The following is a 25,061-nucleotide window of genomic DNA, read 5'->3' as shown; positions in this document are numbered from 1 at the left end:
GACGGCGCGTCAGTGCCCCTGCGACTCCTTCATCTTCTCCTTGACGGCCTGGTCCGCCAGGCTGCCGATCTGCCCCTGCCCGACCGGCAGTTCACCCCCGGTGACGGTGTCCGCGAGCAGGAAGCCCGGCGCCGCGAGCAGGCCGCCGGGCCCCTCGCCGATGCCCGCGAGGGCGTGGGCGGAACCGGCCGAGGAGGCGGTGGCGGCGAAGGCCGTGCCCATCAGGGCGAGGGCGGTGAGAACGCGCTTCGACTTCTTCATGACCAGCTCAACGAGCGAGTGCGCACGGTGGTCACTCGCAGCGTTGCCGGGCCCCCGGTGCGGGCGCAGTCTGGAGTGGGGGATTCCTAAGGAGGCATCATGCTCGGCGATCGGATAGCGGAGCTCACCACCACGGAAACCGGCCGACGGGTCCTCGCCACGGTCGGCGGTCCCGCGCTGGAGGTCTCGATGACCGGCACCGGGCAGCTGCTCGGCCACCAGGTCCGGGAGTTCGTCAGCTACGAGTCCGAGCTGCGGCCCGACGGCTCGCTGTTCGGCGAGGGCCAGGGCGTCGGCATGACGGACAAGGGCGAGACGTACAGCTGGCACGGCAGCGGCATCGGGCACTTCACCGAGGGCGGCGCGGTCAGCTGGCGCGGCAGCATCTTCTTCGAGAGCACCGCCGACGCGTTCCTGCGCCTCAACGACCTGGTCGGCCTGTTCGAGTTCGACAACGATCCCCAGGGCAACGGCAAGTCCGTCCTGTTCGAATGGAAGTAGCCCGTCCACGTTCCCGGCGGAATGCGCGACACTGGAGGGTCTGCGTCAATCCACCCTGTCAGCCAGTGGAGGGCTCCCCCGCGTGAACGACGGACCGCTCATCGTCCAGAGCGACAAAACTCTTCTCCTGGAGATCGACCACCCCAAGGCCGCCGACTGCCGCCGCGCCATCGCACCGTTCGCCGAGCTGGAGCGGGCGCCCGAGCACGTGCACACGTACCGGGTGACCCCGCTCGGGCTGTGGAACGCGCGCGCGGCCGGCCACGACGCCGAGCAGGTGGTGGACGCCCTGGTGACGTACTCGCGCTACCCGGTGCCGCACGCGCTGCTGGTGGACGTGGCCGACACCATGGGCCGCTACGGCCGGCTCCAGCTGCTCAAGCACCCGACGCACGGACTGGTCCTCGCCACCACCGACCGGCCGGTGCTGGAGGAGGTGCTGCGCTCCAAGAAGATCGCCCCGCTGGTCGGCGCCCGGGTCGACCCGGACACCGTGGTGGTGCACCCCTCCGAGCGCGGGCAGATCAAGCAGGTGCTGCTCAAGCTCGGCTGGCCCGCCGAGGACTTCGCCGGGTACGTGGACGGCGAGGCGCACCCGATCGACCTGGAGGAGGACGGCTGGCAGCTGCGCCCGTACCAGGCGCAGGCCGTCGAGGGCTTCTGGCACGGCGGCTCCGGCGTCGTCGTGCTGCCCTGCGGCGCCGGCAAGACGCTGGTCGGCGCGGCCGCGATGGCCGAGGCCAAGTCGACCACGCTGATCCTGGTCACCAACACCGTCTCGGCCCGCCAGTGGAAGCACGAGCTGGTCAAGCGCACCTCGCTCACCGAGGACGAGATCGGCGAGTACAGCGGCACCAGGAAGGAGATCCGCCCGGTCACCATCGCCACCTACCAGGTGATGACCACCAAGAAGAAGGGCGTCTACGCGCACCTGGAGCTCTTCGACGCCCGCAACTGGGGCCTGGTGGTCTACGACGAGGTGCACCTGCTGCCCGCCCCGGTGTTCAAGTTCACCGCCGACCTGCAGGCCCGCCGCCGGCTCGGCCTGACCGCCACGCTGGTGCGCGAGGACGGCCGCGAGGGCGACGTGTTCAGCCTGATCGGCCCCAAGCGCTTCGACGCGCCGTGGAAGGAGATCGAGGCGCAGGGCTACATCGCGCCCGCCGACTGCTGCGAGGTCCGCGTCACCCTGACCGACTCCGAGCGGCTCGCCTACGCGACCGCCGAGCCGGAGGAGCGCTACCGCTTCTGCGCCACCACGGCGACCAAGCGGCGGGTGGTGGAGGCGCTGGTCAGGAAGCACGAGAAGGACCAGACGCTGATCATCGGCCAGTACATCGACCAGCTGGACGAGCTCGGCGAGGCCCTGGACGCCCCGGTGATCAAGGGCGAGACCAGCAACGCCCAACGCGAGAAGCTCTTCGACGCCTTCCGGAACAAGGAGATCGGCGTCCTGGTGGTCTCCAAGGTCGCGAACTTCTCGATCGACCTGCCCGAGGCGACGGTGGCCATCCAGGTCTCCGGGACCTTCGGCTCCCGCCAGGAGGAGGCCCAGCGGCTCGGCCGCGTGCTGCGCCCCAAGGCGGACGGCCACGCGGCCCACTTCTACTCGGTGGTCGCCCGGGACACCGTGGACCAGGACTTCGCCGCCCACCGGCAGCGCTTCCTGGCCGAGCAGGGCTACGCGTACCGGATCATCGACGCGGACGACGTGCTGTAGCCGGACGGCCCCGCAGCGGACGTCCCACCAGCGGACGGCCCGGCAGCGGGCGACTCAGTAGCGGACACCGTCGCGCCCGAGGAAGATCACGCGCGCGGCGGTGTCCAGGGCGATGCCGACGTTGCGGACGGCGGTGCTCAGCGGATTGCGGTGGCGGCCCTGGACGGCGGTCGCGCCGGCCGGGCCCGAACGGGAGGTGCGGTTCTGGGTGCTCATGTCTTCAACGGTAGGCACCCGACCGGCCGAGGGCATCACTCCAAAGGCCGTACCCGTCGGGACGGAGGTCGTCCTCCGGGTGTACGGGCGACCCCGGGGCCGGGGTAGGGGCAACCCCGAGACCTGCCCGGCTGGAACCCCGGACCGGACGGGTCTAGGATCGTCCGTCTGCCCCCTCCCGAACCGTGGTACCTGCTGAAGTCCCGCAGGCAGCCGGGGGAGGCGTCGACCGTTCGGCAACCGGTCGGCTGTACCCCACCGTGAGCTCCATCGATCCGCTGCGCCCGCCACCGGGGCAGCCGGGAAGGTTCGCTGTGCCCGCCACCCCCACCACCGACCCCCTCCAGCGCGAACGCGACCACCTGGCGTCGTCCCGGGCAGCGCTGCGAGCGATGCGCGAGGACGTCGAGTCCCTGGACCTGCGCGACGTGACCGGCACCTGGGTGTCCGCCGTCGTCCTGCAGAACCAGATCGAGGCCAGGATCGCCGCCCTGGCCGACCTCTCCCACACCCCGCTGTTCTTCGGCCGCCTCGACTACCTGCACGCGATCAGCGAGGAGCTGAGCGAGGGCGGCGGCGGAGAGAACTTCTACATCGGCCGCCGCCACGTCCACGACGCCGACGGCGACCCGATGGTGATCGACTGGCGCGCGCCGGTCTCCCAGCCATTCTACCGGGCCACCCGCACCGATCCGATGGACGTCGAGCGCCGCCGCCGCTTCGGCTACACCGGCGGCGAGCTCACCGCCTACGAGGACGAGCACCTCACCGACCCGGCCGAGGAGGAGACCTCCTCCGCCCTGCTCGCCGCCGAGATCGAGAAGCCCCGCGTCGGCCCGATGCGCGACATCGTCGCCACCATCCAGCCCGAGCAGGACGAGATCGTCCGCTCCGACGTCACGGGCACCATCTGCGTCCAGGGAGCGCCAGGCACCGGGAAGACCGCCGTCGGCCTGCACCGCGTCGCCTACCTGCTGTACGCGCACCGCGAGCGCCTGGCCCGGACCGGCACCCTGGTGATCGGGCCGAACAACGCCTTCCTCTCCTACATCGAGCAGGTCCTCCCGGCCCTCGGCGAGCTGGACGTCGCCCAGGCCACCGTGCAGCAGCTGGTCGGACATGTCGAGGTGCGCGGCGAGGACACCCCGGAGGCGGCCCGGCTGAAGGGCGACGCCCGGATGGCCGAGGTGCTGCGCCGGGCGGTGCGGGCCGGCATCACGCTGCCCGCCGAGCCCTGCGTGGTGATCCGCGGCTCCCGCCGCTGGCGCGTACCGGTGTACGAACTCACCGAGATCATCGAGGAGTTGAAGGGCCGCGAGGTGCGCTACGGCGCCGCCCGCGACGCCCTGCCGCAGCGCATCGCGCACGCCGTGCTGCTGAAGATGGAGCAGGGCGGCGAGGCCCCGGACGACCGGGTGCAGGACGCGGTGGCTCGCAACGCCGCGGTCAAGGCGGTGGTCAAGGAGTGCTGGCCCGCCGTCGACCCGGCGAAGCTGGTGCTGCGGCTGCTCTCCGAGCCGGCGTTCCTGGCCGAGTGCGCCGAGGGCGTGCTGACGCCCGAGGAGCAGCAGGCGGTGCTGTGGCCCAAGCCCGGCCGCTCGGTGAAGACGGCCCGCTGGACTCCGGCCGACGCCGTCCTGGTGGACGAGGCCACCGACCTGGTGCAGCGCACGCCCTCGCTCGGCCACGTCGTGCTGGACGAGGCGCAGGACCTCTCCCCGATGCAGTACCGCGCGGTCGGCCGCCGCTGCACCACCGGCTCGGCCACCGTCCTCGGCGACCTCGCCCAGGGCACCACCCCGTGGGCGACGGAGAGTTGGCCGGACGCGCTGCACCACCTGGGCAAGCCGGAGGCGCACATCGAGGAGCTGACCAAGGGCTTCCGGGTGCCGGAGGAGGTCATCGCGTACGCCTCCCGACTGCTCCCGGAGATCGCCCCGGGCCTGGCCCCGGCCACCTCCGTCCGCGAGGCGCCCGGCTCGCTGGCGATCCGCCACGTCCCGGACGGGGAAGTGCCGGAGGCGGTCGTCGCCGCCTGTCGGGAGGCCCTGGAGCGCGAGGGCTCGACCGGTCTGATCGCCGCCGACGCCAGGATCCCGCTGCTCGCCGAGGCGCTGGCCGCGGCCGGCCTGCCGCACCTCTCCCCCGGCACCGAGACCAGCGCCGAGGCCCGGCTGACCCTCGTGCCGGCCTCGCTGGCCAAGGGCCTGGAGTACGACTACGTGGTGCTGGACGAGCCCGCCGCGGTGATCGCCGGCGAGCCCGACGAGCGGTCCGGCCTGCGGCGGCTGTACGTGGCGCTGACCCGCGCCGTCTCCGGGCTGACGGTCCTGCACGCCGAGCCGCTGCCGGACCGGCTCCGCTGACGACGCGGAGAAGGGCCGGGCCGCGAACGGCCCGGCCCCCTTCTCGTGCGACGGGCTCCGGCCGCCCGGCTGTCGGCGCTTCCACGCTCAGCCGTCGATCCGGGCCCGCCACTCGGCGACCTTGGCCGCGTCCACCGGCGTGTGCCAGCCGTCGACCCGCACCGCGCCGCCGACGTGGAAGGCGTCGAAGCCCTCGGCCCGCAGCTCCGCGAGGTGCTCGGCCCGCAGGCCGCCGCCGATCAGGATCCGCTGCCGGTGGCCGGGCTCGCCCGCCCGGGCCAGCTCGGCCGAGAGCACCCCGCGCCCGGCGTCCACCCCGGCGGCGGCACCCGAGGTGAGGAAGGTGTCCAGCCCGGGCAGCGCGCCGACGGCGGCCCGCAGGGCGGCCCGGTCGGCGCTGTGGTCGATCGCCCGGTGGAAGGTCCAGCGGCAGCCGGCCACCGCCTCGGCGACGGCCGCGGTGGCGGCCAGGTCGACGGCGCCGTCGGCGTCGAGGAAGCCGAAGACGAACTCCTCGGCGCCCTCGGCCCGCAGCTCGGCGGCCCGGGCGCACAGCCCGTCCAGGTCGCCGGGGGCGAAGCCGTCGCGGATCCGGAGCATGACGCGCAGCGGGATGCCGACGGCGGCCCGGATCCGGGCGAAGTCCTCGACGGCCGGGGTGAGCCCGTCGGCGGCCATGTCGGTGACCAGTTCGAGCCGGTCGGCGCCGCCCGACTCGGCGGCCTGGGCGTCCTGGGGCGTCAGCGCGATGACTTCGAAAATTGGTCTAGACATATCGACAGCCTGCCACACCCCACCGGACCCGACGAGACCGCCCCGGACCCGGGGTCACGCCGCGGCGCGCTCCTGACCGGCGTCGCCGCCGGCCCCCGGACCGCCCGCGCCGCCCCGCCCGGTCCGGCGCATCGCCATCGCGACGATCACCAGCAGAGCCAGCACCGGCAGCGCGATCGGCAGCAGGTGCGGGATCCCGCCCGACTCCCGCCAGATGTTGAACAGGCTCGCGAACGTCGTCAGCGACAGCACCGCGACGCCCACGGCGGCCGGCAGCTCCCGCCCGCGCAACGCGGTGAAGGTCAGCAGCAGCGGCACCATCAGCAGCACCACGAACCACTGTTCGTCCAGCGGGAAGGTGGTGTCGTCCCAGCGCTGGAGTGCCACCAGCAGCCCGCCCCCGGCCACCGCGCCCAGCACCGTCCCCCGGGTGCGCCAGGTCGGCCTCGGCAGCAGTTCCGTCGGCGCCGCGAGCAGCAGCACCGCGGCGAGCGCGGCCGGCAGGGTCGCCATGCCGACGTACCCCATCCACCACCAGTCGATGAACACCGGCCCGCCGAACGCCTGGGCCAGCACGGTCAGTCCGAGCACCGCCTGCACCAGCGCGATGACCCGCACGGCCGTCCAGCGCCCCAGCACCGCCGCCACACCCAGCAGCATCGCGGCCACCGCCGGCGCGAAGGTCATGGCGTACGAGGTGTACGAGCGGTCCCAGGTCAGCCGGAACGTGGCCCGGTCCGGGTCGGCGACCCAGGGCACCAGCCCGGAGCCGGCCAGCGCACCGGCGACCATCGGGGCGGCCAGCGCGAGCACGCGCCCGATCACCGAGGAGCCGGTCAGCCCGAGCCGCACCCGCAGCCCGTACGCGGCCAGGTCGAACACCTCCCGGGCGACGGCCGAGCGGTCCGCCTCCGCCGTGGCGTCGGCGAAGACCGCCACCATCTCGTCGCCGTTCACCCGCCGGTAGCCGGCCGGGAACAGCTGGAGCACGGCCCTCAGCGCGGCCGGGGGCGCTCCGATCGTCGGCGTGGTCATGCGAGACCCCCTCCCCCCAGGGCCCGCCCCTCGGGCCCCGGCTTCCCCTTCAGCACCGAGCGGAGCGCGGCGAGCCGGCGTTCCGCCTCGGTGGCCACCGCCCGCAGCCGCGCGGCCTCGGCGGCCAGCGCACCGCGGCCGGCGTCCGTCAGCGCGTAGGTGCGCCGGGCGCGGCCGTCCACCACCTCCTCGGCCGCGACCTCGATCAGGCCCTGGCCCAGCAGCCGGTCGAGCGCTCCGTAGAGCGTGCCGGTGCGCATCTTGACCCGGCCCTCCGAGATCACGGCGATCTCCTGGATGAGCGCGTAGCCGTGCCTCGGGGCATCGGCGAGCGCGGTGAGCAGAAGCAGTGTCGGCTCCTGCATGGAGCGTTCTGTCATGGTCCACATATATCGCCCGACGGCATATACCGTCCACCTGAATCGCCGGACAGAATGGAACCCATGACGATCTCCGAGGAACTGCTCCCCGCCTGGACCGCCCTGCTGCACCGCTGCGACGCCGCGACCGACCCCGAACCGTACGGCCGGGAGCTGCTGCGCCGCTGGTCGGAGCCGCAGCGCCGGTACCACACCCGGGAACACCTGAGCGCGGTCCTGCGGCACGTCGACGACCTGGCCGGGCACGCCGCCGACCCGGACGCCGTCCGCCTCGCGGCCTGGTTCCACGACGCCGTCTACCGGCCCGACCGCAGCGAGAACGAGGAGCGCAGCGCCGCCCTGGCCGTCCGGGCCCTCACCGCCGCCAGCCTGCCCGCCGCCCGGGTGGCCGAGGTCGAACGGCTCGTCCTGCTCACCGTCACCCACGACCCCGCACCGGGCGACCGCGACGGCGAGGTGCTCTGCGACGCGGACCTCGCCGTCCTCGGCGGCACCCCCGAGGCGTACGCGGCGTACGCGGCCGCCGTCCGGGAGGAGTACGGCTTCGTCCCCGAGCCGGACTTCCGCGCCGGCCGCGCCGCCGTGCTGCGCGGGCTCCTGGCACTGCCCGCGCTCTACCGCACCCCGGCCGCCCGCGAGCGCTTCACGGACGCCGCCCACGGCAACCTGGCGGCCGAACTCCGCCGCCTGGAGGGTTGAGCAGCCTCCCCCGGACCAGCCCCCTCGGACCAGCTTCCCCCGGACCGGATTTCCTCAGACCAGCTTCCCGACCGGCGCCACCACCGCGCCCTGCTTGCCGCACACCCAGTGCGGCTCCGGCCCCAGCTCGGGCTCCACGCTCAGCGCGTGCGGGTCCCCGTCGGCCGCGCACCCGGTGCACAGCGGCCAGCGCCCGTACGCCTCCAGCAGCGCGTCCTGGACGTCCTGGGCGACCAGCCCGAGCACGTACTCGGTGCCGTCCGGCCACTGCTCCAGCCACCAGCGGCGGTGCGTCACCGCCTGCTCCACCAGCGAGACGACGGCGGCGTCCGCCACGTCCCGCGCGGTGAGGTCGGCCAGGATCAGTGCCCGCGCGTTGTGCAGGGCGGTCTCGATGTCGTCAGCTGCCATCCGTCCATTCTCCGTCGGCGCGCCGGAACGCGGAAACGCCGCGTGGGCGGCTCCCCGAAGGGAACCGCCCACGCGGACGAGGAACGAACCGATCCGATCGAAGCGATCAGGATCAGAAGTCCATGTCACCGCCCGGCATGCCGCCGCCGGCGGCCGCGGAGGCCTTCTCCGGCTTGTCGGCGATGACGGCCTCGGTGGTGAGGAACAGCGCCGCGATGGAGGCGGCGTTCTGCAGCGCGGAGCGGGTGACCTTGGCCGGGTCGATGATGCCCGCGGCGACCAGGTCGACGTACTCGTTGGTGGCGGCGTTCAGGCCGTGACCGGCGGGGAGGTTGCGCACCTTCTCCACCACGACGCCACCCTCCAGGCCGGCGTTGGTCGCGATCTGCTTGATCGGGGCCTCCAGCGCGACCTTGACGATGTTGGCACCGGTGGCCTCGTCGCCGTCCAGCTCCAGCTTGTCGAAGGCGACACCGGCCTGCAGCAGGGCGACGCCACCACCGGCGACGATGCCCTCCTCGACGGCGGCCTTGGCGTTGCGGACGGCGTCCTCGATGCGGTGCTTGCGCTCCTTGAGCTCCACCTCGGTGGCCGCGCCGGCCTTGATGACGGCCACGCCGCCGGCCAGCTTGGCGAGGCGCTCCTGGAGCTTCTCGCGGTCGTAGTCCGAGTCGCTGTTCTCGATCTCGGCGCGGATCTGGTTCACGCGGCCCGCGACCTGCTCGCTGTCGCCGCCACCGTCGACGATGGTGGTCTCGTCCTTGGTGATGACCACCTTGCGGGCGGTGCCCAGCAGGTCGATGCCGGCGTTCTCCAGCTTGAGGCCGACCTCCTCGGAGATCACGGTGCCACCGGTGAGGATGGCGATGTCGCCGAGCATGGCCTTGCGGCGGTCGCCGAAGCCCGGGGCCTTGACGGCGACGGACTTGAAGGTGCCGCGGATCTTGTTCACGACCAGGGTCGACAGGGCCTCGCCCTCGACGTCCTCGGCGATGATGACGAGCGGCTTGCCGCTCTGCATGACCTTCTCCAGCAGCGGGAGCAGGTCCTTGACCGAGCCGATCTTGGAGTTGGCGATGAGGATGTACGGGTCCTCGAACGTCGCCTCCATGCGCTCCAGGTCGGTGGCGAAGTAGGCGGAGATGTAGCCCTTGTCGAAGCGCATGCCCTCGGTGAGCTCAAGCTCCAGGCCGAAGGTGTTGCTCTCCTCGACGGTGATGACGCCTTCCTTGCCGACCTTGTCCATGGCCTCGGCGATCAGCTCGCCGATCTGGGTGTCGGCGGCGGAGATGGAGGCGGTGGAGGCGATCTGCTCCTTGGTCTCCACGTCCTTGGCCTGGGCCAGCAGCTGGTCGGAGACGGCCGCGACGGCCTTCTCGATGCCGCGCTTCAGGGCCATCGGGTTGGCGCCGGCGGCGACGTTGCGCAGACCCTCGCGAACCAGGGCCTGGGCGAGCACGGTGGCGGTGGTGGTGCCGTCACCCGCGACGTCGTCCGTCTTCTTGGCGACCTCCTTGACGAGCTCCGCACCGATCTTCTCGTACGGGTCTTCGAGCTCGATCTCCTTGGCGATGGAGACACCGTCGTTGGTGATCGTGGGGGCGCCCCACTTCTTCTCCAGCACGACGTTGCGACCCTTGGGGCCGAGCGTGACCTTCACTGCGTCGGCGAGCTGGTTCATGCCACGCTCAAGGCCGCGGCGAGCTTCCTCATCAAAGGCGATGATCTTGGCCATCAGAAGTGGTCCTCCGGGACACGGTCGACTGCTCGGACCAAGGGGTGCCCGCGACGGACGGCCCTGGTGTGCGGGGGTCTTTTCCCCTACCGCTCCCGGGGGCCTCACCGACCCGGTCCGCTGTCACTCTCACGCTGTGAGTGCTAACGCCAATGATTAGCACTCCGGGTGGTCGAGTGCAAGCCCAATCGCCAACCCGCGAGCCGCCGCTGGGACCACCCCCGGGGCCGCCCGGGAACGGCGACGGGCCCGTACGACGCGTGTCGTACGGGCCCGTCGAGAAGCGAGCGGTCACCAGCCGTGGGCCGCGCCGAGCTCCTGGAGTCGGAAGGGGTCAGACCGCCGCGCGAACCATGTCCGCCTGCGGGCCCTTCTGTCCCTGGGAAATCTCGAACTCGACCCGCTGGCCCTCCTCAAGGGTGCGGTAGCCGTCCATCTGGATCGCGCTGTAGTGGACGAAGACGTCCGCACCACCGTCGACCGCGATAAAGCCGTAGCCCTTCTCCGCGTTGAACCACTTGACGGTGCCCTGAGCCATTCCGAACTCCCCTAGTGCTGTGCTGGCCCTTCACGCGCCCGCAGGTCGCGGGCCCGGGTTGGTTGACGGCCCACCCGGGGAACCCCCCCTGGGCGCAGCCGTGCACGCCGCAACCCTCCGCGCGGAACGCCCAACGGGCTCCGGTGAGCGGGTGATTGCGTCGACCGCCGCTGAATGTATCCGGACCGAAGCCCTCTGCAACAGGGTCAACCGCCGGTAATTCCGCCCCGCCGGCAAGGGACAGGACGGGCCGAACCGGAAAAATCTCGGCATTCCACGCGGGACATAGCGGACGAATTACCCAAATCCCCGCGGTAATTCTGACATCGGCCTGACATGTTTCACGGCCCGGTCCCATCGGCCGGGCCCTGCCCGGCGGAACGCCGCGAACGGCCGAGAGGGAACCCCTGTTCCCAACCGAGCGACACTCTACTCCGACTCGACCCGGAAATATTCCCGCCGGAATGCAACCGGCCGCCCGTACATACGGAGAGCGGAATTCCGTACGTACGGGCGGCCGAATGGCGCGCGGGACGGCTCAGCAGCCGCCGGCCACCGCCGGAATGATCGAGACGCCGGCGCCGTCCGCGATCTCGGTCGCCAGGCCCTCGGCGAAGCGCACGTCGTCGTCGTTCACGTAGACGTTGACGAAACGGCGCAGCTTGCCGGTGTCGTCCAGGATGCGGGCGGAGATGCCCGCGTGGTTCTTCTCCAGGTCGGCGATGACCTCGCCCAGGGTGGCGCCCTCGGCGGTCACCTCGGCGGCGCCGCCGGTGTAGGTGCGCAGGATGGTGGGGATGCGGACGTTGGCGCTCATGACTCTCCTTGCGGGGGTGCGGCTCTGCGGGGCAGCGGTCGGGGCGGGCACGGGGCCGGCGGCGTGGTTCAGGCGGACGCGAGGCCGGCGGCGCGGAACGCGTCCAGCGTCGGGCGGATGACGGCGCTCATCCCGGCGTCGGAGACGGCGTCCAGGGTCTTCAGGCCGTCGCCGGTGTTGATCGCGACGGTCTCCTTGGCCGGGTCCAGCTGCCCGGTCTCGACCAGCTTCTTCAGCACGCCGACGGTCACCCCGCCCGCGGTCTCGGCGAAGATGCCCTCGGTCCGGGCCAGCAGCCGGATCGCCGCCACGACCTCGGCGTCCGTGACGTCCTCCACCGCGCCGCCCGTGCGGCGGGCGATGTCCAGCACGTACGGGCCGTCGGCCGGGTTGCCGATCGCCAGCGACTTGGCGATGGTGTCCGGCTTGACCGGCTTGATCACGTCCCGGCCGGCCTTGAAGGCGGCCGACACCGGGGAGCAGCCCTCGGCCTGGGCGCCGAAGACCCGGTACGGCCGGTCCTCGACCAGGCCGAGCTTGATCAGCTCCTGCAGCCCCTTGTCGATCTTCGTCAGCTGGGAGCCCGAGGCGATCGGGATCACGATCTGCTCCGGCAGCCGCCAGCCGAGCTGCTCGCAGATCTCGTACGCCAGCGTCTTGGAGCCCTCGCCGTAGTACGGCCGCAGGTTGACGTTGACGAAGCCCCAGCCCTCGCCGGCCGGGTCCCCGATCAGCTCCGAGCAGAAGCGGTTCACGTCGTCGTAGTTGCCCTCGATGCCGACCAGCTCGCCGCCGTACACCCCGGCCATGACGACCTTGCCCTGCTCCAGGTCGTGCGGGATGAACACGCAGGACCGGAAGCCGGCCCGGGCGGCCGCCGCGCCCACCGCACCGGCCAGGTTGCCGGTGGAGGAGCAGGACAGCGTCGTGTAGCCGAACGCCCGCGCCGCCTCGATGGCGCAGGCCACCACGCGGTCCTTGAACGAGTGCGTCGGGTTCCCGGAGTCGTCCTTGATGTGCAGCTGCGCGGTGAAGCCGAGCTCGCGGCCCAGGTTGTCCGCCTTCACCAGCGGGGTCCAGCCCGGGTTCAGGTTGGGCTTGGACGCGACGTCGGCCGGCACCGGCAGCAGCGGCGCGTACCGCCAGACCGAAGTCGGGCCGGCCTCGATCCGCTTGCGCAGCTCCTCGGCGCCCTCGCTGCCGAACTCGTAGGCGATCTCCAGCGGGCCGAAGCACTCCAGGCACGCGAAGCTGGGACCGAGCGGGAAGCGGGTTCCACACTCCCGACAGGACAGGGCGGCGGCGGGGCCGAGGTCCACGGAAACAGGTGCGGCAGTGTCGATAGCCATGACGGCGAGGCCTCTCTCCTCATCTTCCCCGCAGCGCGGACGCGCCACAGGCCGGAATTGGCACCTGTCCCGCCGGGGCCTGTCGTCGACAGCCGCGCGAGAAGGTTGCCGGGACGTCAACGGGCCGTTCCCTCAGTCCCTCTGGATGAGCTTGTGAAATTGTGGTGGTGCTCGACGGCGACCCCGGCGTGCATGGGTCCTACCGCTGTACGAAGACTGTATCCGAAGGCGCCAATCCTGAACGGGACCGTCCGCCACGCGAGATGACCCGTCCCACCCGACCCGCCGAGGAGACTTCCGTGCCCGCCGAACCGACTCCCGAGCTCCTCCCGCAGGCGGCGTCCTGGCTGCGCCGCCGCTCCTGGAGCGCGGCCGACCGGCCGGTCGACACCCTCCTCGCGGCCAAGGAACGCACCGGCCGCACGATCAGCGTCGTCCTCCCCGCCCTGGACGAGGAGGCCACCGTCGGCGACATCGTCCGCACCGTCCGCCGCGAGCTGATGGAACGGCTCCCGCTGGTCGACGAACTCGTCGTTGTCGACTCCGGCTCCACCGACGCCACGGCCGAGGCCGCCGCCGAGGCCGGCGCCCGGGTGGAGCACCGCGACGCCATCCTGCCCCGGCTGCCCGCCGCCCCCGGCAAGGGCGAGGTGCTCTGGCGCTCGCTGCTGGTCACCCGCGGCGACATCGTCTGCTTCGTGGACGCCGACCTGCGCGAGTTCGACCCGGCCTTCGTCTCCGGCATCGTCGGGCCGCTGCTGACCGACGAGTCCATCCAGCTGGTCAAGGCCATGTACGACCGCCCCCTCGAAGTCGCACTGAGCGGCTCCGCCGCGGGGGACCGCGCCGCCGTCCTCCCGGCCGGCGGCGGCCGGGTCACCGAACTCGTCGCCCGCCCCCTCCTCAACCTGCACTGGCCGGAACTCGCCGGCTTCGTCCAGCCCCTCGGCGGCGAGTACGCGGCCCGCCGCTCACTGCTCGAACGGCTGCCCTTCCCCACCGGCTACGGCGTCGAACTCGGCCTGCTCGTCGACGCGTTGGAGCTGGTCGGCCTGGATGCCCTGGCCCAGGTGGACGTCGGCGTCCGGCACCACCGCCACCAGGACGGCCAGGCGCTCGGCCGGATGGCCGCCACCATCTACCGCACCGCGCTCGAACGCCTCGACCGCGCCCACCGGCTCAAGGCCTCCGCCGACCTGGTCCGCCCGGAGCTCACCCAGTTCGCCCGCGACCCGGAGACCCGCGCCTTCCTCGCCCACACCCACCCGGTGACCGCCCTGGAACGCCCCCCGATGCACACCGTCCCCGAATACGCCACCCACCGATGACGGGTTTGCCACGCCGGGCGCCCGGCAACATGCCAACCATGGGCGATCTCACGACCGAACGTTCGAGTGCGACCGGCACCGCCCCCGTCCTGGTGGCCTCCAACCGGGGACCGGTGTCGTTCAGCACCGCCGACGACGGCACGCTGACCCTGCGGCGCGGCGGCGGGGGCCTGGTCTCCGGCCTCTCCGCCATCGACGACCCGAACGCCGTCTGGGTCTGCGCGGCCCTCGGCGCCGCGGACCGCAGAGCCGCCGCGGAAGCCCCCGACGGCCGCCTCGACCTGGCCGGCCACGACGTCGGCGGGCAGGCCGTCCGGATGCTGGACATCGACCCCGAGACCTTCGCCCGCGCCTACAACGGCGTCGCCAACTCCACCCTCTGGTTCGTCCACCACCTGCTGTACGCGACCCCCACCGCCCCCGCCTTCGACGCCGACTTCCGCACCGAATGGGCCGCCTACCGGGCCTACAACGCGGCCTTCGCCGAGGCGCTGGCCACCGAGGCCGCCCCGAACGCCGCCGTCCTCGTCCAGGACTACCACCTGTCCCTGGCCCCGGCGCTGCTCCGCGCCGCCCGCCCCGACCTGCGGATCGGCCACTTCTCGCACACCCCCTGGGCCCCGCCCGAGTACTACCGGATGCTCCCCGACGACGTCGCCCGCGCCGTCCTCACCGGCATCCTCGGCGCCGACCGGGCCGGCTTCCTCACCGAACGCTGGGCCCGCGCCTTCGCCGCCTGCTGCGCGGACCTCCTCGGCGCCGACGTCGACCACGAGGCGCTCACCGTCACCCTCGACGGCCGCACCACCGCCCTCGGCGTCCACGCCCTCGGCGCCGACGCCGACTTCCTGCGCGAACGCTCCCACCGCCCCGACGTGGACGAACGCCTCGCCGCCCTGCGCGAGGCCGTCGGCGAGCGCCGCACGATCGTCCGGGTCGACCGCACCGAGCTGAGCAAGAACATCGTCCGCGGCCTGCTGGCCTACCGGCACCTGCTCCGCACCCGCCCCGAGTGGCACGACCGCGTGGTCCACATCGCCTTCGCCTACCCGTCGCGGACCGACCTGGCCGAGTACCGCAACTACACGGCGCAGGTCCGCGAACTCGCCGACGCCATCGACACCGAGTTCGCCACCCCGGACTGGCAGCCCCTGATCCTGCACGTCGACGACGACTTCCCGCGCTCCCTCGCCGCCTACCGCCTGGCCGACGTCGCCCTGGTGAACCCGATCCGGGACGGCATGAACCTGGTGGCCAAGGAGGTCCCGGTCGTCTCCGACCGCGGCTGCGCCCTGGTCCTCTCCCGGGAGGCCGGCGCCCACGCGGAACTGGCCGACGACGCCCTGACGGTCAACCCGTACGACGTCATCGCCACCGCCGACGCCCTGCACACCGCGCTGACCATGCCCGAGGAGGAGCGCGCCGGCCGCACCAAGCGCCTCGCGGCGGCGGCCACCGCACTCCCCCCGCAGCAGTGGTTCCTCGACCAGCTCAACGCGCTGGCCCCGCTCAACTCCCGGTGAGGGCCTCCCCCAACGCCGCCAACAGCTCCACCACCCCGGCCGGCCCCGCGACCACCAGGTCCGCGCGGTCGGCCAGCTCCTTCACCGGCGCGTCCCCGACCGCCGCGCTGCACACCAGCAGCCCGGCCAGCCCGTCCCCGCGCAGCTCCTCCACCGCCGCGAACGCCGCCACGTCCCCGAGGTCGTCGCCCGCGTACAGCACCGACCGGGCGCCGCGCTCCCGCAGGAACCCGGTCAGCGCCGCGCCCTTGTCCACCCCCGGCGGCCGGAGCTCCAGCACCAGCCGTCCGGGCTCCACCACCAGCCCGCACTCGGCGGCCAGCTCCGCCACCGGCGCCCGCAGCAGCTCCAAGGTCTCCTCGGGCGCCGCCGTACGCCGCGTGTGCACCGCCACCGAGCGCCCCTTGTCCTCCACCCACACCCCCTCGGGTGCCCGCACCCGGGCCGCCACCAGCGGCAACGCCTCCCGCGCCCCGGCCACCCCCGGGTGCACCTCCGGCGCCGTCACCTCGCCGCCCTCCCAGCGCTCGGCCCCGTAGTGCCCGAGCACCACGACCCCCGGCACCCCGGCCAGCCCGCCGTACTCCACCGCCAGCGCCGCCGGCCGCCCCGTCACCACCACCACGGCCCCGACCGCCGGGGCCAGCACCCGCAGCGCCCCCGCCACCCCCGGATGCGCCCTCGCCTGCCCGGGGTCGGCCACGATCGGCGCCAACGTCCCGTCGAAGTCCAGCCCGATCACCGCGTCCCGGGGCGCCCGCAGGATCGCCCGCACCCCGTCCCGCCCGGCCTCGGTCCCCGGCACCCACGTCTCTTCGAATCCCATACCGAGGCCCATACCCCCCGGCCGCCCGCAGCCCACACCCCCTCGCCGGCCGCCCTAGCGGGCCGCCCGTCGTGCGGCCCGGATCCGCCGCAGCCGATTGACCAGCACCGGCGCGTGCGCCAGCGCCTCCTCCCGGTCCAGCAGCGCGTTCAGCAGCTGGTAGTACCGCGTGGAGGAGAGCCCCAGCTCCTCCCGGATGGCCCGCTCCTTGGCCCCCGCCGTCCGCCACTGCCGCCCCTCCAGCGCCAGCACCGCCCGGTCCCGCTCACTCAGCTCGCCCACCGCGCACACCTCCGCCGACCACTACGGAGTGTCATTCTCCCGCGCGACCCCGACACACAGTGCTCGCCCCACCGCTCTCCGGCCCCGGCTAACGTCACCCCCATGACCACGCCCAGCTTCGTCCTGAACATCCCCGCGGCCGACCTCGAACCCGACCCGCTCGACCCGTCCCAGATCGTCTCCGGCACCCCCGAGGTCACCGGCAGGGTCCTCTCCGAGTCCGCGGACGGCCGCCAGCTGCGCGGCCTCTGGCAGATCACCCCCGGTGTGGTCACCGACGTCGAGGCCGACGAGATGTTCGTGGTCCTCAGCGGCCGGGCCACCATCGAGATCGAGGGCGGCCCGACCCTGGAGGTCGGCCCCGGCGACTGCGCGGTGCTGCGCGAGGGCGACCGCACCACGTGGACGGTCCACGAGACCCTCCGCAAGGCCTACGCGATCACGCTCCCCTGAGCGGAGACGCACCGAGGCCCGGCCCCGAACCACCGGGACCGGGCCTCCGCGGCACGGCGGGGTCGGACGACGGGCCCCTACTTGCGGACCCGCGCCGCCTCCTTCACCGCCGCGTCCTGCAGCCCCCCGAGCACCTGCTTCGGGTCCCCCGTCACGGCCTGGCCGATCCCCGCCTTGATCCGGTTGCTGACCTCACCCCAGGCCGGGTCCCCGAACGGGTAGAAGCTGGCGTTGGTCAGCCCGACCGCGAACTGCTTGAGGTCCGCGTGCTTCGGGTCCGTCGTCATCTGGTTGAACGCGTCCTGGGTGACCGGCAGCAGGTTGTACTGCTCGTCGAACTTCAGCTGGTTGTCCCGGTTGTAGACGAACGACAGGAACTTCTTGATCTCGTTCTTGTGCCCGTTCGCCTTGAACGCCATCATCCAGTCCGCGACGCCGAGGCTCCCCGTCCGGCCCACGCCGTCCTTCTTCGGGATCGGCGCCGTCCCGAAGTCGATGTTCCCGGTGGTCGCCATCCGCAGCAGCGTCGGGTGCCCGTTCAGCATCGCGACCTTCCCGGCGGCGAAGTCCTGGAACACCGGGGTGCGGTTCATCTTCCCCGGGTCCGGGTACGTCAGGCCGGTGCTCACCAGGTTGCTCTTCAGCCAGCCGAAGGTGGCCTGGTTCTGGGTGCTGTCGATGGTGTAGTTGCCGACGTCGTCGGAGATGCTCCCGCCGCCGCTCAGCGTCCACAGCATGGACTCCGCGGGCGCCTCCTCCGGCCCCAGCGGAAGCCCGTACGGGGTCACCCCCGGCACCTTGGCCTTGATCTTCTCCGCGTCCTGCTTCAGCTCGCTCCAGGTGGCGGGTGGCTGCGCGATCCCCGCCTGCCGGAACACCGCCTTGTTGTAGAAGAGCACCCGTGACGAGGACACGAACGGGATCCCGTACTGGATGCCGAGCACCTGCCCGGCGTGCGCGAAGCCGTCCAGGAAGTTCGCCTGGGCGTCCATCGTGAGCACGTCGGACGCCGGGTACAGCCGGTCCGCCGCGACCTGGTCGGCGAAGCCGCCGGTCTGCAGCAGGTCCGGCGACTTCCCGGCCGCGATCATGTCGTCGACCTTCTTGCCGATCTCGGTCCAGCTGTCGACCTCGACGCTGACCTTGATCCCGGGATTGGCGGCCTCGAAGTCCTTGGCGACCGCGTCCCAGTAGCGCTTGGAGCCGGTCTCCTGGTTCTCCCCGTAGTCCGCGGCGACCAGCTTGAGGGTGACGGTCCCGTCGCCCTGCCCGCTGCACGCGCCGACACAGGTGAGTGCCACCGCTCCGGCCAGCACACTGCCGAGCACACGGGTGGGAACGTGGACGCGCCTGTTCAACGCGGGTACCGCCTTAGGGGAAGAACTGCCGCCGGAACGAGGGATTCCGGCAGGGGGAGGCGCCACACTGCCAAACCGGCGGAGCACTGGTCCACACCACTGGGCCACCCCGCCGCAATGGTTACCGAAGTGCCCGGGGTCGTTGCGCGATGCGCAACACCGGCGCCCCCGAGCACCTCCCGGACAACCCCCGGACACTCCCCGTACGCCCCCGCCCAAAGCCCCGCACACCCCCGCAGCTGCGACAAAGCTCACCCAGTATGGACCAGACCAATCCGACAACTGGACTAGACCTCTTCTATCCACCAAGGGAAACTGTCCTCCGTGAAGCACGTCATCGCACTCGATGTAGGCGGCACCGGCATGAAGGCCGCGCTGCTCGCCCAGGACGGCTCCGTGCTGTTCGAGGCACGCCGACCGACCGGGCGGGAGCACGGCACGGACGCCGTCGTCGCCGCCATCCTCGACTTCGCCACCGACCTGGCCGAGGAGGGCCGCCGCCGCTTCGGCGTCGCCCCGCTCGCGGCCGGGGTGGCCGTTCCGGGCACGATCGACGAGAAGAACGGAATCGCGGTCTTCTCCGCCAACCTCGGCTGGCGGGACCTCCCCCTGCGCACGCTCCTCGGCGGGCGGCTGGCCGGTCCCGACGGCACCGCGATGCCGGTGGCGCTCGGCCACGACGTGCGTTCGGGCGGCCTGGCCGAGGGCCGGCTCGGCGCCGGCCGGGGCGTCGACCGCTTCCTGTTCATCGCCCTCGGCACCGGCATCGCCGGCGCCATCGGCATCGGCGGCCGGATCGAGGCGGGCGCGCACGGCTACGGCGGCGAGATCGGCCACGTCGTGGTCCGCCCGGGCGGACCACCGTGCGGCTGCGGTGCCCGCGGCTGCCTGGAGACCCTGGCCTCCGCCTCCGCCGTCTCGCGCGCCTGGGCCGAGGCCAGCGGCGACCCCGACGCCGACGCGGCATCCTGCGCCGCCGCGGTGGACGCCGGGGACGACCGCGCACTCGCGGTCTGGCAGCGGGCGGTCGACGCCCTGGCGGACGGCATCGTCCTCGCCCAGAGCCTGCTCGACCCGTCCACGGTGATCGTCGGCGGCGGGCTCGCCGAAGCCGGCGACACCCTCTTCACACCGCTTCGCGCGGCGGTCACCGAGCGCCTGACCTTCCAGATGCCCCCGAAGGTCGTTCCGGCCATGCTCAAAGACACCGCCGCGTCCCTGGGCGCGGGCCTGCTCGCCTGGGACCTGCTCTCGATGGAGGTGACCGCGTGACCACCGCGGACCGTGACCGTACTGTCCTGGCCGGTGCCCGGCTGGTCCTGCCCGGCGGTGTCGTCGAGGACGGCCGCCTGACCGTCCGGGGCGACCGGATCTCCGCCCTCACGAACGGCACGAGCGGCGGCGCCGCCGAACCCGGCGACCTCGACCTGACCGGTCACACCGTCGTCCCCGGCTTCGTGGACCTGCACGTCCACGGCGGCGGCGGCGCCTCCTACGCCTCCGGCAACGCCGAGGAGGCCCTGCTCGCCGCCCGGACCCACCTGCACCACGGCACCACCACCACCGTCGCCTCCACCGTCACCGGCGAGATCGACGAGCTCGCCCGCCAGGCCGCCGTCCTCTCCGAGCTCGTCGAGGACGACGTGCTGGCCGGCATCCACTTCGAGGGCCCCTTCATCTCGCACAACCGCTGCGGCGCCCACCGCCCCGACCTGCTGCGCGAGCCCGACCCGGCCCTCGTCCGCAAACTCGTCGACGCCGCCCGCGGCCACGCCACCATGGTCACCCTCGCCCCCGAACTCCCCGGCGGCCTCGACTCCGTGCGCATGCTCGCCGACCTCGGCATCATCGCCGCCGTCGGCCACACCGACTCCGACTACGCCACCACCCTGCAGGCCATCGACGCCGGCGCCACCGTCGCCACCCACCTCTTCAACGCCATGCCCGCCATCGCCCACCGCGCCCCCGGCCCGATCGTCGCCCTGCTGGAGGACGAGCGGGTCACCGTCGAGCTGATCAACGACGGCGTGCACCTGCACCCCTCGGTCCTCGACCTCGCCTACGGCACCGCCGGCCCCCACCGCGTCGCCCTGATCACCGACGCCATGGGCGCCGCCGGCACGGGCGACGGCCTCTACCCCCTCGGCCCCCTCCAGGTCCGGGTCAGGGACGGCGTGGCCCGGCTGGTCGAGGGCGGCGCGATCGCCGGCTCCACCCTCACCCTGGACGTCGCGTTCCGGCGCTCGGTGACGGTCAACGGCCTGACCCTGAACCAGACCGTCGAGTCGCTGTCCGCCACCCCGGCCCGGCTGCTCGGCCTCGACGACCGCATCGGCTCGCTGGAGACCGGCAAGCTCGCCGACCTCGTGGTGGTCGACTCCGAGAGCTTCGAGCTGGTCGCCGTCATGCGCCGCGGCCGCTGGGTCGTGGGCGCCGACCGGTTCTCCACCGTGCAGCCGGCCTGACCGAGGCCTCCCGGGCGAGCTGCCTGAAGGAGCCGCCCGGACAAAGCCGACGGCCGCCCTCCCCGCTGCGGGGAGGGCGGCCGTGGAGCGTCCGGCGGGCGGTCGGGCTCAGCCGCCCGGTTCGATGGTGATCTGGTCGATCAGGATCGACGCCCCGGCGGGCCCCGTGAAGGTCACCGAGTTCTGGCCGGCCTGGAACTGCGGCAGTATCCAGGTGGTGTACCAGGCCGACGCCTGGTCCTTGGGAGCGGGACCGTAGATCTTGTAGGTCACCCCGCTCGGCCAGTCCTTGCCGTTCACCGCGGCCGTGCCCTTGAGGTCGCCGCCCGAGTAGTTGTAGTGCACCGTCAGCTTGTACGTCCCGGCCGTGGCGATCTCACCGCTCCACGTCACCGAGCCGCCCGGCTGGAGGGTCAGGTAGCTGCCGTCGGCCGACTTGGCGCCCTTGACGGTGTTGCCGGAGGGAGCGTTCTGCGCCTGCAGCTGGCTCGCGTCCACGGTCGACGGGCCGGTGATCGGGGTGGCGCTCGCCGAGGGGCCGCCGCCGGCGGTCGAGGCGGTCGACCCCGGGGTGGCGGGGCCGGGCGCGGCGGTGGTGGCGGCGCCGCCCTTGGCGTTCTTGTCGCCGCCGTCCGGGTTGCCGCCCGTGGAGAGCGCTATCCCGGCGCCGATCGCGATGGCCGCGACCACGGCGACCGCGCCGATCACCGCGCCCTTGCTCCGGCCGCTGCTCGGCCGCTCGTCCCCCGGCTGCGGCCGGGAGTGCTCGGCGTAGCGGTTCTGCTGGGTGGGCGCGCCGCCGTACTCGGCCTGCTGTGGCACGCCGGGCTGACCGTACGGGGCCTGCGGCTGACCGCCCGGGTACCCCTGCTGCGGCATGCCCTGCTGGCCGTACGGCTGCTGCTGCCGCGGCGGGTAGCCGTAGCCGTACTGGGCGCGCCCGACCTCCATCGGCCGGTTGTAGGACGTGCGGGGAACACCCTGCTGCGGCTCGGCCGGCTGCCCGGTGGAGCCGTCGGCCGGGCGGTAGAGGTAGCCGAACGGGTCGTCGTCCTGCGGGGCACCGCCCCCCTGGCCCTCGGGCACTCCGTTGCTGCCGGCGGTCGTCACGGTGGTCTGTTCCCCCATCCGGTGCGCGCCGCCGGGCTGCGGGCGGCGCAGATCATGGACGCTGTCGTACCGGGCACCCTACCTGCCGCACGTGACAGCAGGAAAAGAACCCTTGACAACTCGCGGGTAACCGGGAACCCACCTGCGGTGTCGGGGGCGCCGGGGCCGTGTCGTCCGCCCGCGTCCGGTCTCAGCCCGCGCGCCGGTGCGAGCGCTCTCCGCGCGCCCCGCGCACGGCCCCGCCGCGGGCGCGCTTCTCGTCGTACATCCGCTCGTCGGCGGTCTGCAGCACCTCCTCGATGCTCATCCCGCAGCCCGCCCAGCCGATCCCGAGGCTCACCCCCACGCGCATCGCCCGGCCGTCGATCCGCATCGGCGGGATGATCGCGTTGCGCAGCCGGTGGGCGAGGTCCTTCGCCTCCTCGCGGCCGATGCCGTCGGCCAGCACCACGAACTCGTCGCCGCCGAGCCGGGCCACCGTGTCGCCGTCCCGGACGGCCTGGCTCAGCCGCCGGGCGACCTCGACCAGCACCGCGTCGCCCGCGTTGTGGCCGAACCGGTCGTTGATCGACTTGAAGCCGTCGAGGTCGCAGAAGAGCACCGCGAGCCCCTTGTCCACGGCGGCCGCGCCGCCGGAGCGGAACGGGGCGGACCAGGCGTCGCCGCCCGGCCCGTGGTCGGCCGGGACGACCGCGTGCACGTGCTCCCCGTAGCCCTGGCCGAGGCCGGGCGGCGGGACGCCCTCGGGCAGCCCGTAGCCGTGCACCGCCCCGGCGTACGGGTCCGCGCCCTCCAGCCCGTCGTGGGCCGCGTGGGCGCTGTAGGAGCTGTAGGAGTCGGCCGGGTAGCCGTACGACGGCGAGTAGGCCGCCTCGGCGGGGCCGGGCGCGGCGCCGACCGGCTGCGGCTGGGCGCAGAGCCGGCGGGCCAGCCGGGCCTTGAGCTCGGCGCCGTTGGGCAGGCCGGTGAGCGCGTCGTGGCTGGCCCGGTGGGCGAGCTGGAACTCGTGCCGCTTGCGGTCCTCGATGTCCTCGACGTGGGTGAGCAGGAAGCTGGGCCCCTCGGCCGCGTCCGCCACGATCGAGTTGCGCAGGCAGACCCACTGGTAGCCGCCGTCCCGCCGGGACAGCCGCAGCTCCGCCCGGCCGCTCTCGGCGCTGGTGCGCTCCAGCAGGGCCCGGTCCTCGGGGTGGACGAGGTCGGCGAAGCTCTGCTGGCGCAGCACCGCGCGGGGGCGGCCGAGCAGCCGGCAGAGCGCGTCGTTGACCCTGGTCAGCTGGCCGCGCCCGGCGCCGTGCAGCTCGGTGATGGCCATCCCGCTGGGCGCGTACTCGAACGCCTGGCGGAAGCTCTCCTCGCTGGCCCGCAGCGCCTGCTGCTCCTTCTCCAGGCGGGCCAGCGCGCGTTGCATCTCGGCCCGCAGCCGGGCGTTGCCGATCGCGATCGAGGCCTGCAGCGAGAACATCTCCAGCGCCTCGCGGGTCCATGCGCCGGGGCGCTTGCCGCTGCGCGGGCGGTCCACCGAGAGCACCCCGAGCAGGTCGCCGCCGGCGCTGTACATCGGGGCGAGCAGCCCGTCGGCGGGGTGCCAGTCGTTGGCGTACACGGGCAGCGGGCCGTCCCCGATCCAGCGCGGGATGTCGCTGGCGACGGCCCAGCCGCGGTCGAACGGCAGGAAGCGCAGGGTGCCCCAGTGGTCGCTGACGCCGAGCAGCCGGTCCCAGGACTCCCGGGAGCCGACCTGGCCGAGCAGCACGGAGGGGCCGCCCATCGGGCTCTCCTCCAGCTCCCAGACGGCCGCCACCACGAGGTCGCCGTCCGGGCGGACCAGGCTGACCGCGGCGGCGTCGAAGCCGAGCCCGTGCACCGCGCCCTCGACGACGGCCTGCAGCGTGCCCGCCAGGCTGCGGGCAGCGTTGAGGTCCGCCACGACCCGGTGCAAGGTGCGGAGGGTCGCGAGACGGACGTACGGCTCCGACTCGGCTTCCATGCGGGGGCTCCCCGGCTGCTTCGGATAGTTCTTGATTGGTTATCGTCCGATTGCCAGAAGAACTGAATCACAGGGAGCACAGCGTTCGGCACGCTCGGTCAGCAATAGGGCGCCACTTGTGACTTAAATCACACGACACTAATGCGCCCGTAATCAGTTCATCCGCCCCATAACGGGACACAAAGTTCCATCCGGACCTTTTCTCCTGGTCGACCGCACCGGCCGCGAGCTGAAGCCGGCTGCACCCGCCGGTCCGTCCGCTTCACTCCTGCGGGTGAGTCCGACCGGCGACCGCGACCCCGCGGGCGCGCCGCCGGTCCTACGACCAAGGCCCGATGCCGTTTCCCGCGGGTGACGACTACCGTGCGGTACGTGTACCCGTCCCCGCAGCCCGAAGCTGCCCCCCACGCCACGCCCGACGAGTTCCGGGCAGCACTCTCCCAGCTCGCCGCCGGCGTGAGCCTGGTGACCGTCCACGACCCGGAGGACGGCGAGGACATCGGCATGACCGCGACGTCCTTCCTCTCCGTGTCGCTGGAGCCGCCGCTGGTGCTGATCTCGGTCCGCGAGGACTCCCGGATGGACGAGGTGCTCTCCCGGGTCGACACCTGGGCGGTCTCGGTGCTGACCGAGGGACAGAAGACGCTCGGCTCGCGCTTCGCCATGAAGGGCCGGCTCAGCGACCGGCTGCTGTTCGCGGACACCGCGCACCACCGCGGCCCGCGCACCGGCGCCCCGCTGGTCGAGGGCGCGCTGGCCACCGTCGAGTGCCGCACCGAACAGCGGATACCCGCGGGCGACCACACCCTGCTGCTCGGCCGCGTGCTGGAGGCCGTGGTGCCCGACCCCGGCGGCCGTCCGCTGCTCTACTTCCGCGGCGGCTACCGCACCCTGGGCTGAGCTGCGCCGAACCGGGCCGGGCCG

25 protein-coding genes and 1 riboswitch are annotated in these 25,061 nt (G+C 73.0%); of the genes, 10 read left to right on the top strand and 15 right to left on the bottom strand.

Translation table 11 applies throughout. From position 1 onward, the window contains the following. Window positions 1–9: 9 nt before the first annotated feature. Window positions 10–261, bottom strand: a complete 252-nt coding sequence (locus ACIGG8_RS19460; RefSeq protein ID WP_030235101.1) for a hypothetical protein — start codon at window positions 259–261, stop codon at window positions 10–12. Between the two features lie 99 nt (window positions 262–360). On the opposite strand from ACIGG8_RS19460, the gene ACIGG8_RS19455 reads away from it, so the two are divergent. Together ACIGG8_RS19455 and ACIGG8_RS19450 are read left to right on the top strand one after the other, a co-directional pair. After that, window positions 361–762 carry a hypothetical protein gene (locus ACIGG8_RS19455; protein WP_350525157.1) on the top strand — a complete coding sequence of 134 codons (402 nt, stop codon included), beginning with the start codon at window positions 361–363 and terminating at the stop codon, window positions 760–762. 82 nt (window positions 763–844) lie between these two features. Next, entirely contained in the window at window positions 845–2,482 is a 1,638-nt protein-coding gene (locus ACIGG8_RS19450) for a DNA repair helicase XPB (RefSeq protein ID WP_350525158.1), read from the top strand. A 54-nt stretch (window positions 2,483–2,536) separates the two neighbouring features. On the opposite strand, the gene ACIGG8_RS19445 is transcribed toward ACIGG8_RS19450, so the two are convergent. Next, complete coding sequence (locus ACIGG8_RS19445) at window positions 2,537–2,698, bottom strand: hypothetical protein (RefSeq protein WP_350525159.1); 162 nt, start codon at window positions 2,696–2,698, stop codon at window positions 2,537–2,539. A 314-nt stretch (window positions 2,699–3,012) separates the two neighbouring features. On the opposite strand from ACIGG8_RS19445, the gene ACIGG8_RS19440 reads away from it, so the two are divergent. After that, window positions 3,013–5,064 (top strand): HelD family protein, encoded by a 2,052-nt coding sequence (locus ACIGG8_RS19440; RefSeq protein ID WP_396549356.1) that lies wholly within the window; start codon window positions 3,013–3,015, stop codon window positions 5,062–5,064. 87 nt (window positions 5,065–5,151) lie between these two features. Here ACIGG8_RS19440 and ACIGG8_RS19435 read toward each other — a convergent pair whose 3' ends face one another. The 3 genes from ACIGG8_RS19435 to ACIGG8_RS19425 are packed head-to-tail and all read right to left on the bottom strand — an operon-like array spanning window position 5,152 to window position 7,253. Continuing rightward, window positions 5,152–5,838 carry a copper homeostasis protein CutC gene (locus ACIGG8_RS19435; protein WP_396549354.1) on the bottom strand — a complete coding sequence of 229 codons (687 nt, stop codon included), beginning with the start codon at window positions 5,836–5,838 and terminating at the stop codon, window positions 5,152–5,154. 54 nt (window positions 5,839–5,892) lie between these two features. Next, window positions 5,893–6,873 (bottom strand): hypothetical protein, encoded by a 981-nt coding sequence (locus ACIGG8_RS19430; protein WP_396549352.1) that lies wholly within the window; start codon window positions 6,871–6,873, stop codon window positions 5,893–5,895. Then, complete coding sequence (locus ACIGG8_RS19425; RefSeq protein WP_350525163.1) at window positions 6,870–7,253, bottom strand: PadR family transcriptional regulator; 384 nt, start codon at window positions 7,251–7,253, stop codon at window positions 6,870–6,872. Before ACIGG8_RS19425 ends, ACIGG8_RS19430 begins: the two co-directional genes overlap by 4 nt. Before the next feature lie 63 nt (window positions 7,254–7,316). Between ACIGG8_RS19425 and ACIGG8_RS19420 the strand changes: the two genes are divergently transcribed. Then, window positions 7,317–7,952: a hypothetical protein gene (locus tag ACIGG8_RS19420; protein WP_396549350.1), complete on the top strand. Its 636-nt coding sequence runs from the start codon at window positions 7,317–7,319 to the stop codon at window positions 7,950–7,952. 54 nt (window positions 7,953–8,006) lie between these two features. On the opposite strand, the gene ACIGG8_RS19415 is transcribed toward ACIGG8_RS19420, so the two are convergent. The 5 genes from ACIGG8_RS19415 to thrC form a co-directional block, all read right to left on the bottom strand. Then, complete coding sequence (locus tag ACIGG8_RS19415; RefSeq protein WP_350525165.1) at window positions 8,007–8,363, bottom strand: hypothetical protein; 357 nt, start codon at window positions 8,361–8,363, stop codon at window positions 8,007–8,009. A 112-nt stretch (window positions 8,364–8,475) separates the two neighbouring features. After that, the gene (gene groL / locus ACIGG8_RS19410; RefSeq protein WP_350525166.1) at window positions 8,476–10,098 is read right to left on the bottom strand and encodes a chaperonin GroEL; all 1,623 of its coding nucleotides are present in this window, start codon (window positions 10,096–10,098) and stop codon (window positions 8,476–8,478) included. Between the two features lie 334 nt (window positions 10,099–10,432). Further along, complete coding sequence (locus ACIGG8_RS19405; RefSeq protein WP_030289665.1) at window positions 10,433–10,636, bottom strand: cold-shock protein; 204 nt, start codon at window positions 10,634–10,636, stop codon at window positions 10,433–10,435. A gap of 538 nt (window positions 10,637–11,174) precedes the next feature. Then, complete coding sequence (locus ACIGG8_RS19400; protein WP_396549347.1) at window positions 11,175–11,453, bottom strand: MoaD/ThiS family protein; 279 nt, start codon at window positions 11,451–11,453, stop codon at window positions 11,175–11,177. A 68-nt stretch (window positions 11,454–11,521) separates the two neighbouring features. Continuing rightward, complete coding sequence (gene thrC, locus ACIGG8_RS19395) at window positions 11,522–12,802, bottom strand: threonine synthase (RefSeq protein WP_350525168.1); 1,281 nt, start codon at window positions 12,800–12,802, stop codon at window positions 11,522–11,524. A 16-nt stretch (window positions 12,803–12,818) separates the two neighbouring features. Then, a riboswitch (SAM riboswitch) is annotated at window positions 12,819–12,954 on the bottom strand. A gap of 147 nt (window positions 12,955–13,101) precedes the next feature. Between thrC and ACIGG8_RS19390 the strand changes: the two genes are divergently transcribed. Continuing rightward, window positions 13,102–14,130, top strand: coding sequence for a glucosyl-3-phosphoglycerate synthase (locus ACIGG8_RS19390; protein ID WP_350525169.1), 1,029 nt, complete (start codon window positions 13,102–13,104; stop codon window positions 14,128–14,130). A gap of 38 nt (window positions 14,131–14,168) precedes the next feature. Next, the gene (locus tag ACIGG8_RS19385) at window positions 14,169–15,653 is read left to right on the top strand and encodes a trehalose-6-phosphate synthase (RefSeq protein WP_396549345.1); all 1,485 of its coding nucleotides are present in this window, start codon (window positions 14,169–14,171) and stop codon (window positions 15,651–15,653) included. Here ACIGG8_RS19385 and otsB read toward each other — a convergent pair. Further along, entirely contained in the window at window positions 15,640–16,479 is an 840-nt protein-coding gene (gene otsB, locus ACIGG8_RS19380; protein ID WP_396549340.1) for a trehalose-phosphatase, read from the bottom strand. The two genes, ACIGG8_RS19385 and otsB, sit on opposite strands and share 14 nt — an antisense overlap. A 54-nt stretch (window positions 16,480–16,533) precedes the next feature. After that, complete coding sequence (locus ACIGG8_RS19375; protein ID WP_350525172.1) at window positions 16,534–16,761, bottom strand: DUF3263 domain-containing protein; 228 nt, start codon at window positions 16,759–16,761, stop codon at window positions 16,534–16,536. 102 nt (window positions 16,762–16,863) lie between these two features. Between ACIGG8_RS19375 and ACIGG8_RS19370 the strand changes: the two genes are divergently transcribed. Continuing rightward, complete coding sequence (locus ACIGG8_RS19370; RefSeq protein ID WP_350525173.1) at window positions 16,864–17,214, top strand: cupin domain-containing protein; 351 nt, start codon at window positions 16,864–16,866, stop codon at window positions 17,212–17,214. A gap of 77 nt (window positions 17,215–17,291) precedes the next feature. On the opposite strand, the gene ACIGG8_RS19365 is transcribed toward ACIGG8_RS19370, so the two are convergent. Further along, entirely contained in the window at window positions 17,292–18,572 is a 1,281-nt protein-coding gene (locus ACIGG8_RS19365) for an extracellular solute-binding protein (RefSeq protein ID WP_396549338.1), read from the bottom strand. A 324-nt stretch (window positions 18,573–18,896) separates the two neighbouring features. Here ACIGG8_RS19365 and ACIGG8_RS19360 point away from each other — a divergent pair, with 324 nt between their 5' ends. Together ACIGG8_RS19360 and nagA are read left to right on the top strand one after the other, a co-directional pair. Continuing rightward, window positions 18,897–19,844, top strand: coding sequence for an ROK family protein (locus ACIGG8_RS19360; RefSeq protein ID WP_350525175.1), 948 nt, complete (start codon window positions 18,897–18,899; stop codon window positions 19,842–19,844). Beyond that, the gene (gene nagA, locus ACIGG8_RS19355; protein WP_396549336.1) at window positions 19,841–21,037 is read left to right on the top strand and encodes an N-acetylglucosamine-6-phosphate deacetylase; all 1,197 of its coding nucleotides are present in this window, start codon (window positions 19,841–19,843) and stop codon (window positions 21,035–21,037) included. Before ACIGG8_RS19360 ends, nagA begins: the two co-directional genes overlap by 4 nt. 108 nt (window positions 21,038–21,145) lie before the next feature. On the opposite strand, the gene ACIGG8_RS19350 is transcribed toward nagA, so the two are convergent. Both ACIGG8_RS19350 and ACIGG8_RS19345 read right to left on the bottom strand, forming a co-directional pair. Next, entirely contained in the window at window positions 21,146–22,147 is a 1,002-nt protein-coding gene (locus ACIGG8_RS19350) for a hypothetical protein (protein ID WP_396549334.1), read from the bottom strand. Between the two features lie 190 nt (window positions 22,148–22,337). Then, entirely contained in the window at window positions 22,338–24,137 is a 1,800-nt protein-coding gene (locus ACIGG8_RS19345; RefSeq protein WP_350525662.1) for a diguanylate cyclase domain-containing protein, read from the bottom strand. 363 nt (window positions 24,138–24,500) lie between these two features. On the opposite strand from ACIGG8_RS19345, the gene ACIGG8_RS19340 reads away from it, so the two are divergent. Next, window positions 24,501–25,037 carry a flavin reductase family protein gene (locus tag ACIGG8_RS19340; RefSeq protein WP_396549438.1) on the top strand — a complete coding sequence of 179 codons (537 nt, stop codon included), beginning with the start codon at window positions 24,501–24,503 and terminating at the stop codon, window positions 25,035–25,037. Window positions 25,038–25,061: the final 24 nt, after the last annotated feature.

It is taken from the genome of Kitasatospora sp. NPDC085464 (assembly GCF_044541955.1).
Lineage (GTDB): Bacteria > Actinomycetota > Actinomycetes > Streptomycetales > Streptomycetaceae > Kitasatospora.
This window is presented reverse-complemented; position numbering and strand designations above follow the sequence as displayed.

Bases quoted from the DNA above. Each gene is read 5' to 3' on its own strand.
- ACIGG8_RS19420 (WP_396549350.1), top strand. From the start codon at position 7,317: ATGACGATCTCCGAGGAACTGCTCCCCGCCTGGACCGCCCTGCTGCAC.
- ACIGG8_RS19435 (WP_396549354.1), bottom strand. From the start codon at position 5,838: ATGTCTAGACCAATTTTCGAAGTCATCGCGCTGACGCCCCAGGACGCC.
- ACIGG8_RS19455 (WP_350525157.1), top strand. From the start codon at position 361: ATGCTCGGCGATCGGATAGCGGAGCTCACCACCACGGAAACCGGCCGA.
- thrC (WP_350525168.1), bottom strand. From the start codon at position 12,802: ATGGCTATCGACACTGCCGCACCTGTTTCCGTGGACCTCGGCCCCGCC.
- otsB (WP_396549340.1), bottom strand. From the start codon at position 16,479: ATGGGATTCGAAGAGACGTGGGTGCCGGGGACCGAGGCCGGGCGGGAC.
- ACIGG8_RS19385 (WP_396549345.1), top strand. From the start codon at position 14,169: ATGGGCGATCTCACGACCGAACGTTCGAGTGCGACCGGCACCGCCCCC.
- ACIGG8_RS19405 (WP_030289665.1), bottom strand. From the start codon at position 10,636: ATGGCTCAGGGCACCGTCAAGTGGTTCAACGCGGAGAAGGGCTACGGC.
- ACIGG8_RS19400 (WP_396549347.1), bottom strand. From the start codon at position 11,453: ATGAGCGCCAACGTCCGCATCCCCACCATCCTGCGCACCTACACCGGC.
- ACIGG8_RS19430 (WP_396549352.1), bottom strand. From the start codon at position 6,873: ATGACCACGCCGACGATCGGAGCGCCCCCGGCCGCGCTGAGGGCCGTG.
- ACIGG8_RS19460 (WP_030235101.1), bottom strand. From the start codon at position 261: ATGAAGAAGTCGAAGCGCGTTCTCACCGCCCTCGCCCTGATGGGCACG.
- ACIGG8_RS19425 (WP_350525163.1), bottom strand. From the start codon at position 7,253: ATGACAGAACGCTCCATGCAGGAGCCGACACTGCTTCTGCTCACCGCG.
- groL (WP_350525166.1), bottom strand. From the start codon at position 10,098: ATGGCCAAGATCATCGCCTTTGATGAGGAAGCTCGCCGCGGCCTTGAG.
- ACIGG8_RS19415 (WP_350525165.1), bottom strand. From the start codon at position 8,363: ATGGCAGCTGACGACATCGAGACCGCCCTGCACAACGCGCGGGCACTG.
- ACIGG8_RS19345 (WP_350525662.1), bottom strand. From the start codon at position 24,137: ATGGAAGCCGAGTCGGAGCCGTACGTCCGTCTCGCGACCCTCCGCACC.
- ACIGG8_RS19370 (WP_350525173.1), top strand. From the start codon at position 16,864: ATGACCACGCCCAGCTTCGTCCTGAACATCCCCGCGGCCGACCTCGAA.
- ACIGG8_RS19445 (WP_350525159.1), bottom strand. From the start codon at position 2,698: ATGAGCACCCAGAACCGCACCTCCCGTTCGGGCCCGGCCGGCGCGACC.